This is a genomic window from Streptacidiphilus monticola, assembly GCF_042658505.1.
Lineage (GTDB): Bacteria > Actinomycetota > Actinomycetes > Streptomycetales > Streptomycetaceae > Streptacidiphilus > Streptacidiphilus monticola.
In genome coordinates this window covers 62,115-74,022 of sequence record NZ_JBHSQJ010000099.1, presented here as the reverse complement: position 1 = coordinate 74,022, position 11,908 = coordinate 62,115, and the positions used below count along the sequence as shown (strand labels likewise).

Sequence of the window (11,908 nt, the reverse complement as noted above, 5' to 3'; positions counted from 1 at the left end):
CACTGGGGGTCGCTGAAGGCGCTGGACCAGCGGGTGCCGGTGTTGCCGTCGACGGCGGCGGATGCCGGTGTCCCGGCGTTCTCGGTCGAGGAGGCGGTGGCCGGACGGCCCTGCGAGAGCGGCGCGGTCGCGGCGGCGCGGGCGGGGGCCTGCCCGAGCGCGACGAGCAGCCCGACGACCAGCAGGGCGGCGGCGAGGAGGGGGAGGAATGTCGATCGTGTCGATCTGGCGACGAGCGTGCGGCGGTGCCCGGACATGCGGCGGCTCCCTGGGGCGCGCGGACGGTTCGGGGTGGCGGAACACGTGCGAGAGGGGTGAGAGAGCGCTTTCTCAGCCCTGGACTGTCCCTGAGCTGCGGGAGCATGTCAAGGCTCCGCGTCAGGTTCCGGAACGGGGCCGCTGCGCGGGTTCGATCGACAACCCCTGTGCCCCGAGGGCGCCTTCCGGCCCGCGGCCGCCCCACGCTGGTGCAGCGGGGCCGGAGGCCCCGGCTCTGCAGGGGCGGCGGGCCGGGGGCGTTCCCCGGGGCGGGGTGCGGGTCCCGCGTGGTGGGCCGACTGCGGGTGGAGGCAGGGCGGGGCGGGGGCCGGGGTGGTGCTCCCGGGACGGGGCGCCTCGGCTCCGCACTGGCGCTGGAGGGCAGTCGGCCCAGGGGCCCGCCTGAACTGCGCCGGGGACGGTGGGCCCACGGCTTCGGCCCTGCACCGCGCCCGAGGACAGTGGGCCCGGCACCGCCGGGGGCAGTGGGCCGGAGGCCCCGGCTCTGCAGGGGCGGCGGGCCGGGGGCGTTCCCCGGGGCGGGGTGCGGGTCCCGCGTGGTGGGCCGACTGCGGGTGGAGGAAGGGCGGGGTGGGCCGGGTCTGCGGATTCGATCGGGCGCGGATCCGGCCCAGGGGCCGGCAGGGTGGGCTCTCGGCTACTCGGGGAGGGTCAGGACGCGGGGGCCGTCCTCCGTGATGGCGACGGTGTGCTCGGTGTGGGCGCCGTGGGAGCCGTCGGCGATGCGCAGGGTCCAGCCGTCGGGGTCGGTGGCGAGGTCGCCGCACGCGGCGGACCACCACGGCTCGATTGCCAGCGTCAGCCCCGGGCGCAGCTGGTAACCCCGGCCCGCGCGGCCGGTGTTGGGGACGTGCGGGTCCTCGTGCATGGTGCGGCCCAACCCGTGGCCACCGAACTGGGTGTTCACCGGGTACCCCTGCGCCGCCGCCACCGCGCCGATGGCGGCGGAGACGTCGCCGATCCGGGCCCCCGGCACAGCCGCGGCCACCGCCGCGTCCAGCGCGGCGCGGGTGGACGCGATCAGCCGGGCGTCCTGCTCGGCCGCCGTGCCGACGGCGACCGAGACCGCCGCGTCAGCCACCCAGCCGTCGATGGAGACGGCGAAGTCGAGGCTGAGCAGGTCGCCGTCGCGCAGCGTGTAGTCGTGCGGAAGGCCGTGCAGCACCGCGTCGTTGACGGACAGGCAGATGACGTTGCGGAACGGGCCGCGGCCGAAGGACGGCGCGTAGTCCCAGTAGCAGGAGACGGCCCCGGCCTGCTCGACGCGCTTGCGGGCGCGCCGCTCCAGGTCGAGCAGGTTGACGCCGGGCTCGGCCGCCTGGGCGAGCTCGGCCAGGGTGCGGGCCACGAAGCGCCCGGTCGCGGCCATCTTCTCGATCTCGCGCGGCGTCTTGAGGGTGATCACGCGTCAGTTCCTGCTTCCTGGCTTCCCGGTGAGTTCCACGGCGCGTCGCCGCACCGGTATTCTTATACCGGATCCGGGTGGGTCTAGCATAGGCGCATGGTCCGCGTGCCCCTGACCCCCGCGCAGATCGAGGCCGGTCGCCGTCTCGGTGCGCTGCTGCGCGACGCCCGTGCCGGGCGGGACGCCGCCGCGGTGGCGCAGGCGGCCGGCATCTCGCCGGAGACGCTGCGCAAGCTGGAGACGGGCAGGCTGCCGAGCCCCGGCTTCGGGACCGTCGTCGCGCTCTGCCAGGCCCTCGCGCTGCCGCTCGACGCCGCCGCCGAGGTCTGGCTCGACGCGGGCGGTTCCGAGCAGTTGACCGCCTGACGGCCCGTCACCAGGGCCCCTCGGCTGTCGGCGCCCGGCGGTAAGGTGAACCGGTCGCGAACGAAGCAGTCGGGAGGGGAGCGGGCGATGACGACCGAGGAGGGCACGGCGGCGGACTGGACCGGTGTCGCGCGGAGCATGGCGCCGGAGGAGATCACGGCCGCGGCCGTGTCCGGGGCGCTGCCGCTCGACGTGGACCGGACCGTCGGGCTGGGCCAGCACTTGCTGCAGCTGCAGGAGTTCGACGCCGCGGAGCGGTTCCTCGCCGTCGCGCGCGCCTCCGGCGACGCCGGTGTCCGCGGCGCGGCCGAGAACGGCGTCGCCGCACGGGAGTTGATGCGCGGTGAGAGGCGCAGGGCCGGCGCCGCGCTCAAGCGGGCCGAGGCCACCGGCCATCCGGACGTCGTCGAGGAGGCCCGGCTCACCCGCGCCCTGGCTGCGACCGACCCCGACGAGATGGTCGTCCTGTTCCGCGTCTGCTCCCGTTCGCCCAGGGAGCGGGTCGCCCAGGAGGCGGCGCTGGAGCTGGGGTTCATGCTGCTGCACGGCGGCGGCAGCCGTGAGGAGGCGCTGGAGCTGCTGTCGGTCGCCCACCGCAGCGGACAGCCGTATGTCGAGGCCCGTGCCGCCGTCGAGTTGGCGGACGACCTGATGGAGCAGGCGCCGCGTGGCCAGCTCCCGCCCGCCGAGCACGAGCGGGTGCTCACCTGGCTGCGCCAGGCCGAGGACTCGCCCTACCCGGCGGTGCTCGCCAAGGCCGAACTGCTGCACGGCCTGGTCCACTGGGAGCGCCACGAGCCGGAGCCCGCACGCGAGCTGTGGCTCCGCTCGGCCCGGCGGCACATGCCGTACTCGAGCTACCGGTCGGCGATCAACCTGGTCATCGACTGCCTCCAGGACGATGGTGCGGGCCCGTTGGTCGCCGCCCAGCACCTGGAGCACGCCTTGCTGGCCGAGCCGGCCGCCGCGCCGGACAGGCTGGTCACCACCGCCCTGGACAGCGCCCGGCCGTTCCAGGTCGTCGTGGCGCTGGCACTGACCCAGGCGGAGAAGTCCCCGGACCGGGTGCTGCGCCGGGCGGCGAAGCGGGCGTTGAAGCGGTTCTGACCGCTCGGTGGTCCGGCCGCTCAGTCCAGAGTGCGCCGCTCGGTGACGATCTCGTCGGCGAACTCACCGCGCGCCAGCCGGCGGCGGCGTCCGAAGACCGCGCCGATGGTGATCAGTCCGAGCAGCCCGGCGAACATCAGCACGATGCCCACCACGTGCACGTCCATCCCCTTGACATGCCAGTTCACCGCGAAGGTCAGGATCGCGCCGAGCGCGAACAGACCGATGCTGCCTCCGATGCCCATGGGGGCCTCCCTTCCTCGTCGGTCGTCCGACGGCAGCCGCCTACCCGGACCCGGCGCACCCATGTGCCCGGGTGCGGGGCGGCGTTGACGGTCTGTCAGGCCGCGGACGGGGTAGACCGACGGGCAGAGAGGAGAGTGATGCCTCATGTCCGGCATCGGCGCTCTGGTCCGGACCGCGGCCTACCTGGCCGCGGCGATCCTCGTCATCTGGCTGCTGCTCGACCTGGTGGACGCCTCGCCCGCCAACTCCTTCGTGCACTGGTTCGAGCAGGCCGCCCGGTGGCTCGCCACCTGGTCGCTGCACCTGTTCGACTCGGTCCGCAACGGGAAGGTACGGGCCCTGCTGGTCTTCGGCGTGCCCGCGCTCGTCTACGCTGCGGTCGGCCAGGGCATGGGGCGGGCGACCTCCCGCTGAGTCGGCGGCCGGCGGGCCGGGGCCTGGTGCGCGGGTCCGGGTCTGTCGGCGCGACCTGAGATGATCGGTGGCATGACCGACCGCATCATCGCCGCCTGCGACGGCGCAGCCAAAGGCAACCCCGGCCCCGCGGGCTGGGCCTACGTCGTCGCGGACGCGGCGGGCACCCCCCAGCGCTGGCAGTCCGGTGCCCTCGGGCACAGCACCAACAACGTCGGCGAGCTGACGGCGCTGCAGCAGCTGCTGCTGGCGACCGACCCCGGCATCCCGCTGGAGGTGCGGCTCGACAGCACGTACACCCGTGACGCCGTGACCAAGTGGCTCAAGGGCTGGAAGCGCAACGGCTGGAAGACGGCGGCGGGCAAGCCGGTGGCCAACCAGGAGCTGATCCAGAGCATCGACGCGCTGCTGGAGGGCCGGGACGTGGAGTTCGTCTACGTCCCGGCCCACCAGGTCGGCGGTGACCCGCTCAACGCCATCGCCGACCGCGCGGCCAGCGACGCCGCGCGCACGCAGCAGTCGGGCGGCGGCGACGCCGCCACGCTGCCCGTCCCCGCGCCGGTCACGCCGCGTCCGGTGCGCAAGCGGGCGGCGCCGCAGAGCGGCTCCGTCTCGCCGGCCGTGAACGCGGAGGGCGGGGCCGCGCGGACCCCGCCGTCCGTGCGCACCCTGGCCGCCCGCTACCCGGGCACCTGCCCGTGCTCCCGCCGCTACGCGAAGGGCGACCCGATCACCAAGGTCGGCAGCGGTTGGGGCCACCCCGAGTGCGCCGGCACGGTCGGCTGACCGCCCGTCAGTCGTAGGGCCGCGCTGTCGAGCCGCGGGGGAGGAACTGGGTGGAGAGTTCGACGTGGAGCGTGTCCACGGCGTGGCCGTCGAGGAGCCGGGTCAGCAGGGAGACCGCCATCCGGCCCATCTCCTCCAGGGGTTGACGCACCGTCGTCAGCGCCGGAACGGCGGCGCGGCTGAGGTCGCTGTCGTCGAAGCCGCAGAGGGACAGGTCCTGCGGTACCCGCAGGCCGCGTTCGTGCGCGGCGCGCAGCGCGCCGACGGCGACCTTGTCGTTGAAGCAGACGATCGCGGTCGGCGGGTCCTCCCGGTCGAGCAGCCGCCCGGCGGCCCGGTGGCCCTCCTCAGCCGTGGGCTCGACGCTGAGGCGCAGGCCCGGGTCGGGCAGCAGGCCCGCCTCGGCCAGCGCGGAGGTGTGGCCGACCAGGCGGGCCTGGCTGGCCAGCCACTCCGTCGGACCGCCGACGAAGCCGATCCGGCGGTGCCCCAGCCCGACGAGGTGGGCCGTGACGTTGCGTGCCCCACCGGTGTGCGCGGCGGACACGGACGCGATGTCCGGCGACAGCGGGACGCGGGGGTCGACGACCACGAAGGGCAGTCCGGAGGCGCGCAACTCCCGTAGTTCCTCGGCGGGTTCGGGCGGCAGGATGAGGATCGCGCCCGCCGTGCCCGGGTCCTCGGCCAGCCCCGCGAGCACGTGGGCGCGCTGGCCGGACTCCCCGGCGCCCAGGACCAGGCGGCGGCCGTGCAGCTCCAGGGTCTCCGCGACCGAGGTGACGATCAGCCCGAAGTAGTCGGTGAGCTGGTACGGGCAGCGGACGTAGACGGCGCCGTCGCGGGCCCCCCGGCGCAACGGGGGCGGGCCGCCGAGACGTTCCACGGCCCGGCGTACCAGCGCCTCGGTCTCCGGGGCGACGGGGGTCTGCCCGTTCAGGACCCGGGACACGGTCGCGATGGACACCCCCGCCTCCGCCGCGATGGCGCGGACCGTCGCGTGGCGAGACTTCGGCCTAGCCATGCGTTACACCGTTTCGTTTCACGAAGAGCGACCCTATCGCGAGTTGCGGAACCTGTGCAGGGTCTTGACGACCCCGCTGGGCCTGGATGAGATGGGTCCCGGAGCCGTTTCAGAGAGCCGTTTCATTTCGTTTCACCAGGCTCGCTCCTCTCCTGCCCTGCCACCCTCCCGGGAGACGCCCATGCGCACGCGTTCCGCCCTGCTCCTCGCCGCTGCCGCCGCCCTCCTCGGCGGCGGTCTGCCGGCCACCGGCGCCGCCGCAGAGACCCAGGGCACCGGTCCCACGGCCGCCGAGGTCTGGATCACCACCCCGGACGGCAGCAGCCGCCTGGCCGACGCGGGACAGGTCGCCTTCACCGACGACGGATCCGGCAGTCCGTCGGACGCGGTGCCGGCCGTCGTCGTCGATCCGGGCCGCCGCTTCCAGACCATGACCGGTTTCGGCGCCTCGCTCACCGACTCGGCCGCGAGCGTGCTCGACCGGCTGTCGCCGCAGGCACGGGCGCAGGCGCTACGGGACCTGTTCGACCCGGTCACCGGGGACGGCCTGTCCTTCCTGCGGCAGCCCATCGGCGCCTCCGACTTCACCGACGGCCCCGCCTACACCTACGACGACGTGCCCGCCGGACAGACCGACTACGGCCTGCGCCACTTCTCCGTCGCCCACGACACCGCGCGCATCCTGCCGCTGCTGCGCCAGGCCCAGCGGCTCAACCCCCGGCTGAGCATCATGGCCACCCCGTGGAGCCCGCCCGCCTGGATGAAGACCAACGACTCCCTCGTCGGCGGACGGTTGATCGACGACCCGCGCGTCTACCGTGCCTACGCCGCCTACCTCGTGGCCTTCGTCCAGGCCTACCGCGCCCAGGGCGTCCGCGTGGACGCGCTCACGGTCCAGAACGAGCCGCAGAACCGCACGCCCTCCGGATACCCGGGCACCGACCTGCCGTCGTGGCAGGAGGCCAAGGTCATCGAGCAGTTGGGGCCCATGCTGCGCGGGGCCGGACTCACCACGAAGATCCTCGGCTACGACCACAACTGGACCGAGCACCCCGGCGACGTCGCCAACACGCCTCCCGACGAGGAGGCCGACGTCGACAGCTACCCGCAGAACCTGCTCAACTCCGCCGCCGGGGAGTGGATCTCGGGCACCGCCTTCCACTGCTACTCGGGCGATCCGAGCGCGATGACCGCATTCCACCGGCAGTTCCCCGGCAAGGACGTCTACTTCACCGAGTGCTCCGGCAGCCAGTCCGCGGACCCGTCGAAGACCTTCGGGGACACGCTGAAGTGGCACGCCCGCAACCTGACCATCGGCACGCCGCGCAACTGGGCGAAGACCGTCGTCAACTGGAACCTCGCCCTGGACAGCGCCAACGGCCCCCACAACGGCGGCTGTTCCACCTGCACGGGGGTCCTGACGATCGGTCAGGACGGCAGCGTCAGCCGCAACGCCGAGTACTACACGCTCGGCCACCTGGCCCGTTTCGTCCGGCCCGGCGCGGTCCGCATCGCCAGCACCTCGTTCGGCACCACCGGCTGGAACGGCCAGGTGATGGACGTGGCCTTCCGCAACCCGGACGGCAGCGAGGTGCTGGTCGCCCACAACGAGAGCGACAACCCGCAGACCTTCGCGGTCCGCGAGGGCGACCGCGGCTTCCGCTACACCCTGCCGGGCGGCGCGCTGGCCACCTTCGTCTGGCAGGGCGGGGACCGGGAGGCGGCGGCACACCCGCTCGACCCGAGCGGCTGGACGGCCACCGCCACCGCCGGCGGCGCGAGCGCCGCGTCCGCGGTGGACGACGACGCCACCACCCGCTTCAGTACCGGCGCGGCGCAGACCCCCGGGCAGTCCCTGCGGATCGACTTCGGCGCGGCCGTGCCGGTCCGGCAGCTGGTCCTCGACACCGGGGCCTCGCTGGGCGACTACCCGCGCGGGTGGACGGCGGAGACGAGCCGCGACGGCGTCCACTGGACCACCGTGGCCCAGGACGTCGCCGGGACCGGCCAGTTCACCACGGTCCGGCTGGAGGGGCGGCCGGTGCGCTACGCCAGGATCACGCTGACCCGCTCGTCGGGGAGCTGGTGGAGCGTGGCGGACGTGCGGGCGTATCGCTGAGGTCCGCGCCCGGGCGGATGAGGAAGCCGGCCTGACGCTCCATCAGGGCGACCGCGGCGAGCTCGCCGTCGATGGGCCCGAAGGCGCCCAGGGCCTCGGCGTGGACGTCGGCCACGGCGGCGGCCACGGCGTGGGGCAGGCCGTGCGCCCGGGCGAGGGCGGTGAGCGCGGAGAGCTGCTGATGGATCCGGTCGAGCCCGTAGCAGGGGAGGTAGTCCCCGGCGAAGAGGGCATCCAGGTCGTCGCGGACGAAGGCGCTGGAGGCCGCGCCGTCGGCGAGGGCGGCACGGAGGAGCTCGGGGGCAACGCCGAGCCTGCTGCCCAGCAGCAGGGCCTCGGCGGTGGCCACCGCCTGGCCGAACCAGAGCTGGTTGACCAGGAGTTTGACGGTGTATCCGGTCCCCGGCCCGCCGGTGCGGACGACGCGGTCGGGCGCGGCGTAGCAGAGCAGGAGCGGCAGCGTGCGCTCCACGAGCGCGTCGTCCCCGGCGGCGAAGACGCGCAGCGAGCCGTCAGCGGCGTCCTGGGGGCCGCCGCCGAGGGGTGCTTCCAGCACCTGCAGCCCCCGCGCCACCGCCCGCTCGCGAAGCGGGGCGGCGGCGTCCGGGGAGCAGCTGGAGTGGTCGATCCAGACGGCGGAGCGGGGCAAGGCCCGGACCAGGTCGTCGGTGAGGACCGCGGCCACCTCGTCCGCGCTCGGCAGCACGGTGATCACGACATCCCAGCAGCCTGCGGCGTCCGCGACCTGGCCGGCGGCCACCCACTCCAGGCCCGACGCGCGTGCGGCGTCGGCGCGTTCGGGTCGCAGGTCGTGGACCGCGACCTCGTGCCCGGCCCGGGCGAGCCGGGCGCCGATCGGCAGGCCCATGCGGCCGACGCCGATGATCCCGATGCGTGTCACTCCGTGATCCTAGCGACGTGCCCCCGGGGTCCGATGCGCCCCTCCTTCGCAGGGTCCGCCGCCCTTCGCTGAGGGCTGCGCAAAGGCGACGGGGGATGAGGCCGGGGCGCCGGAGCCGTGCGTGTCGGCACGGGCCGGCTGCGAGGGGAGGTCTGCCGCTCGGAGCGGAACAGCGCCCGGCCTCGCTCCACGGCCGGGCGTGGTGCCCCCGGCCCGGGGCGGGTCAGGTGCCGAGGGCGGCGGCCGCGAGGAGGGAGAGGGTGCGGAGGTCGCTGCGACTCCAGCGGGAGGAGGCCGGAGGCAGGGCATCGAGGGCGGCGGCCGCGTGGGGGAGGAGGTCGTCGCGGAGGGCGCGGAGCGCGGACGGCTGGTCCCGCAGGTCCACTTCGCCGATGTCGGCAGCGAGTTGGGGAAGGCCGCTCCGCTCGCGCAGGAAGGAGAGGAGCCAGGACCGGAGGCCGTGGGAGACCTCGGCGCGGAGGTCCTGCGAGAGCAGGAGGACCAGCGGGCTGCTACGGCGGGCCTCGGTCTCGTCGTGGGACCAGGCCATCGCGGTCAGCGTCTTCAGCCGGGCCGCCATCAGCGGCTCCTGCTCGCGCAGGTTCAGCGGGCGCGGGTACAGGTCCCGGTCCACCGCGGCCGGGAGTTCCTCGCGCAGGGCGCGCAGCAGGCGCTCCCGCTCCGGTCCGGGCACGGTGTCCAGGTAGAGGTAGCCGGAGGCGGCGTCGCGGCGCAGCTTCTCCCGCAGGTCCGGGTCGGTGACCCGGGAGAGCAGGAAGTCGGCGGCCCAGTCGAAGAGGCCGCTGGTGCCGAACCAGACGTGGCCGGGGTCCTCGCTCAGCGCGATCAGCTTGGTCATGACGCCTCCGTCTCCCGCAGGGCCTGCTCGGCCATCCGGCGCAGCAGGTCCAACTCACCCGCCACTGACGGCTCCTGGGGGGCTGTCCCGGCGCGGCCGAGCGCGCGCAGCAGCGTGCTGCGCTCGGGCTCCGGCAGGTCCACCGGGGCCAGCCAGCCGAAGGAGGCGGCAGCCTCCACCTCGGCCCGCAGACCCTCCTCCGTCGCGGGCAGTGCCTCGCGCACCTGCTCGGCGGCCGCCCGGAAGGCGGCCTCGGAGCCGGACCAGTACAGGTCGGTCCCGACGCGCACGGCGGGAGTCCTCGACATCGACATATCCCTTTGCAGACTTCTCGACTTGCGGAACGGGTGAGGTGCTGACGAACGGGCAGGCCCTCCCGAGCATAGGCGCTGCTCGGGAGGGCCCAAGCCCCTGCGGAGGGGGCTCAGCCGCCCGCGCCGACCAGGAAGACCCTGGCCTGGTCCGCGGCCGACAGTCCGGAGATGAACTGCTTGATCTGGCCGATCTGGTCCGCGGTGTAGGTGCTGACGTCCACCGGAACGAAACTGACGGCCCGTCCGGTCCGCTCGGTCTTCAGCAGGTGGTTGGTGATCGACCGGGTGAACGCCTGGACGTCCAGGTACTGCGCGGGGGAGTTGCCCACCGCGTCGTAGCCGCGACCGGCCGAGTCGTACCACTCCAGGTCGCCGGAGGCGTCCCGGGCCAGCTGCACTCCCCGCTCGGCCTCGACCCGCAACGCGGTCTGCATCTCACCGACGTTGAAGATGTGGCCCTTGGCCGGGTCGACGCCGAGGCTGAACCGCCGCAGCAGTTCCGCCAGGCGCTGGTTGAGCGTGGCACGCGCTGCGTCCTCGCCCTCGATCGAGACCAGGGCCTTGGCGGCCATGCCCTCGACGTTCTCCACGCCCTGGTCGTCGCCGAGGCCGTCGACGACCTTGGCGTCCTCCAGCGCCCGGTCCACGTCGGCCGCGCCCCGGATGGCGTCCAGGGTGTCGCGCGCCAGCGAGGCCAGCTTGAGGATGCGGTCCGGTGGGATCGCCATGGCCGCCGCCCAGGCGCAACTGCTCAGCTGGTGCTTGTCGATGCAGCCGGTGAAGTCCGACACCGCGCCCTTGAGCAGCGCCTTGTCGATCTCCTCGGTGAGCTTGATCCCGTCGATGTGGACGGTCTTCGTCTCGGTCGTGGTGAACGGCTGGTGCCCCAGGTAGAGGTAGGTGCCGGTGCAGCTGGTGGCCGAGTCGGCCACACAGTCCGACAGCAGGTAGAACGCGACGTCGCCGGTGTAGTGGAAGGTCAGCGAGATGTCGCAGCCGATGTTCGAGCCGCTGCCGGTGCCCACGCAGTCGCCGTTGGGATCGATCTCGGTCGGCTGGACCTGCGCGCGGTAGAACACGCCGCCGGTGGCGAGCATGTTGGTCGCGGTGGACTGCTGCTCGGCCTCCTTCTCCGCCTGCGCCGCGGCCTGTTGGGCCGCGGCGGCCTGGGACTCGGCGTTCNGCCGGCCTGGGACTCGGCGTCCTTCGCGGCGGCTTCGGCGGCGGCCGCGTCCTTGTCGGCCTGGGCCGCCACCGCGCGGGCGGTGGCCGCGGCCGCCTGGGCGTCGCTCGCGGCGGACTGTGCCGCGGCGGCGTCCGTCTCGGCGGCGTTGGCCGAGGCCCGGGCGTCGGCCGCGTCACCTGCTGCGGCCTGGGCCGCCGCCTGTGCGGCGGTGGCGTCGGCCGTCGCCTGCGTGTCGTAGGCGATGGTCTGCGCCTCGGTGGCGACCGCTTCGGCCGCCGCCTTCTCCGCCGCGGCGGCGCCGGCGACGGCCTGTTGGGCCGAGGCCTGCGCCGCGGCCTCCTCCGCCGTCGCGTCCGCCGCCGCGACCTGGGCGTTCTTCGCGTCGCCGGTGGCCGTGTCCGCCAAGGCCTGGGCGTCGGCGGCGGCCTGGGCCGCCTGGGCGGCCTTGGCCTGGGCCATGGCCTGCTGCTGGTCCGCGACCGTCTTCGACGCCTGGGCGGTCAGCACGGCCAGGCCGGCCGACGAGTCGCTGTCCACGTACGGCGAGCCGAGCTGGATGGCGTCGTTGGCGGGCTTGGCCACCTGAGCCGCCGCGTTGGCCGCGGCGGTCGCCGCCTGGGCGGTGGTGTAGGCGTAGCCGGCCGTGGTCGCCGCCGTGGCCTGCGCCGCCTGCGCGTCGGTGACGGCGGCGTTGGCGTTCTGCCGCGCCGTCCTGGCGTCGGAGGCCGCATCCGCCGCGTCCTGCTTGGCAGTTGCGGCGTCGGTGGAGGCCTGGGCAGCCGCCTGGACGGCGGTGGCCACGGCGGCCTCGTCGGTGCGGACGGCCGCGTCCGCGGTCGCCTTGGCGGCCGAGGCCGCGTCGGCGTCCGACTGGGCGCGCTTGGCCGCTGCCTCGGCGCGGGTGG

At 74.6% G+C, this 11,908-nt stretch carries 13 protein-coding genes; 5 read left to right on the top strand and 8 right to left on the bottom strand.

Translation table 11 applies throughout. The features are described from left to right. Both ACFP3V_RS22925 and map read right to left on the bottom strand, forming a co-directional pair. A partial coding sequence (locus tag ACFP3V_RS22925; RefSeq protein WP_380586543.1) for a discoidin domain-containing protein occupies positions 1-257 on the bottom strand: 257 nt, incomplete at its 3' end. Positions 258-916: 659 nt separating this feature from the next. Next, positions 917-1,684 carry a type I methionyl aminopeptidase gene (gene map, locus ACFP3V_RS22920; RefSeq protein WP_380586540.1) on the bottom strand — a complete coding sequence of 256 codons (768 nt, stop codon included), beginning with the start codon at positions 1,682-1,684 and terminating at the stop codon, positions 917-919. Between the two features lie 96 nt (positions 1,685-1,780). Between map and ACFP3V_RS22915 the strand changes: the two genes are divergently transcribed. Beyond that, the gene (locus tag ACFP3V_RS22915; protein WP_380586539.1) at positions 1,781-2,050 is read left to right on the top strand and encodes a helix-turn-helix domain-containing protein; all 270 of its coding nucleotides are present in this window, start codon (positions 1,781-1,783) and stop codon (positions 2,048-2,050) included. Positions 2,051-2,137: 87 nt separating this feature from the next. Then, positions 2,138-3,157, top strand: coding sequence for a hypothetical protein (locus ACFP3V_RS22910; protein ID WP_380586537.1), 1,020 nt, complete (start codon positions 2,138-2,140; stop codon positions 3,155-3,157). A gap of 20 nt (positions 3,158-3,177) precedes the next feature. Here ACFP3V_RS22910 and ACFP3V_RS22905 read toward each other — a convergent pair whose 3' ends face one another. Beyond that, positions 3,178-3,402 carry a DUF6458 family protein gene (locus tag ACFP3V_RS22905; RefSeq protein WP_380586534.1) on the bottom strand — a complete coding sequence of 75 codons (225 nt, stop codon included), beginning with the start codon at positions 3,400-3,402 and terminating at the stop codon, positions 3,178-3,180. Positions 3,403-3,547: 145 nt separating this feature from the next. Between ACFP3V_RS22905 and ACFP3V_RS22900 the strand changes: the two genes are divergently transcribed. After that, positions 3,548-3,817, top strand: coding sequence for a hypothetical protein (locus ACFP3V_RS22900; protein ID WP_380586531.1), 270 nt, complete (start codon positions 3,548-3,550; stop codon positions 3,815-3,817). A 72-nt stretch (positions 3,818-3,889) separates the two neighbouring features. After that, positions 3,890-4,603 (top strand): ribonuclease H family protein, encoded by a 714-nt coding sequence (locus ACFP3V_RS22895; RefSeq protein ID WP_380586528.1) that lies wholly within the window; start codon positions 3,890-3,892, stop codon positions 4,601-4,603. Positions 4,604-4,610: 7 nt separating this feature from the next. Here the strand turns inward: ACFP3V_RS22895 and ACFP3V_RS22890 are convergent, their stop codons facing one another. After that, entirely contained in the window at positions 4,611-5,624 is a 1,014-nt protein-coding gene (locus ACFP3V_RS22890; RefSeq protein WP_380586525.1) for a LacI family DNA-binding transcriptional regulator, read from the bottom strand. A gap of 181 nt (positions 5,625-5,805) precedes the next feature. Here ACFP3V_RS22890 and ACFP3V_RS22885 point away from each other — a divergent pair, with 181 nt between their 5' ends. Continuing rightward, positions 5,806-7,743 carry a glycoside hydrolase family 30 beta sandwich domain-containing protein gene (locus ACFP3V_RS22885; RefSeq protein ID WP_380586522.1) on the top strand — a complete coding sequence of 646 codons (1,938 nt, stop codon included), beginning with the start codon at positions 5,806-5,808 and terminating at the stop codon, positions 7,741-7,743. Here ACFP3V_RS22885 and ACFP3V_RS22880 read toward each other — a convergent pair. The 4 genes from ACFP3V_RS22880 to ACFP3V_RS22865 all read right to left on the bottom strand — a co-directional run bounded on the left by ACFP3V_RS22880 (position 7,682) and on the right by ACFP3V_RS22865 (position 10,914). Further along, complete coding sequence (locus ACFP3V_RS22880) at positions 7,682-8,644, bottom strand: NAD(P)-dependent oxidoreductase (RefSeq protein ID WP_380586519.1); 963 nt, start codon at positions 8,642-8,644, stop codon at positions 7,682-7,684. The two genes, ACFP3V_RS22885 and ACFP3V_RS22880, sit on opposite strands and share 62 nt — an antisense overlap. 223 nt (positions 8,645-8,867) lie before the next feature. After that, complete coding sequence (locus tag ACFP3V_RS22875; RefSeq protein WP_380586516.1) at positions 8,868-9,503, bottom strand: hypothetical protein; 636 nt, start codon at positions 9,501-9,503, stop codon at positions 8,868-8,870. Next, the gene (locus ACFP3V_RS22870) at positions 9,500-9,811 is read right to left on the bottom strand and encodes a hypothetical protein (RefSeq protein ID WP_380586513.1); all 312 of its coding nucleotides are present in this window, start codon (positions 9,809-9,811) and stop codon (positions 9,500-9,502) included. The genes ACFP3V_RS22875 and ACFP3V_RS22870 overlap by 4 nt, the downstream gene beginning before the upstream one ends. A 116-nt stretch (positions 9,812-9,927) precedes the next feature. After that, on the bottom strand, positions 9,928-10,914 hold the full coding sequence (locus ACFP3V_RS22865; RefSeq protein ID WP_380586511.1) for a hypothetical protein: 987 nt from the start codon (positions 10,912-10,914) through the stop codon (positions 9,928-9,930). Positions 10,915-11,908 lie beyond the last annotated feature (994 nt).

Excerpts from the sequence above, each read along its gene's own strand:
- ACFP3V_RS22915 (WP_380586539.1), top strand. The coding sequence starts at position 1,781 with ATGGTCCGCGTGCCCCTGACCCCCGCGCAGATCGAGGCCGGTCGCCGT.
- ACFP3V_RS22910 (WP_380586537.1), top strand. The coding sequence starts at position 2,138 with ATGACGACCGAGGAGGGCACGGCGGCGGACTGGACCGGTGTCGCGCGG.
- ACFP3V_RS22905 (WP_380586534.1), bottom strand. The coding sequence starts at position 3,402 with ATGGGCATCGGAGGCAGCATCGGTCTGTTCGCGCTCGGCGCGATCCTG.
- ACFP3V_RS22900 (WP_380586531.1), top strand. The coding sequence starts at position 3,548 with ATGTCCGGCATCGGCGCTCTGGTCCGGACCGCGGCCTACCTGGCCGCG.
- ACFP3V_RS22895 (WP_380586528.1), top strand. The coding sequence starts at position 3,890 with ATGACCGACCGCATCATCGCCGCCTGCGACGGCGCAGCCAAAGGCAAC.
- ACFP3V_RS22890 (WP_380586525.1), bottom strand. The coding sequence starts at position 5,624 with ATGGCTAGGCCGAAGTCTCGCCACGCGACGGTCCGCGCCATCGCGGCG.
- ACFP3V_RS22885 (WP_380586522.1), top strand. The coding sequence starts at position 5,806 with ATGCGCACGCGTTCCGCCCTGCTCCTCGCCGCTGCCGCCGCCCTCCTC.
- ACFP3V_RS22875 (WP_380586516.1), bottom strand. The coding sequence starts at position 9,503 with ATGACCAAGCTGATCGCGCTGAGCGAGGACCCCGGCCACGTCTGGTTC.
- ACFP3V_RS22870 (WP_380586513.1), bottom strand. The coding sequence starts at position 9,811 with ATGTCGAGGACTCCCGCCGTGCGCGTCGGGACCGACCTGTACTGGTCC.
- ACFP3V_RS22865 (WP_380586511.1), bottom strand. The coding sequence starts at position 10,914 with ATGCTCGCCACCGGCGGCGTGTTCTACCGCGCGCAGGTCCAGCCGACC.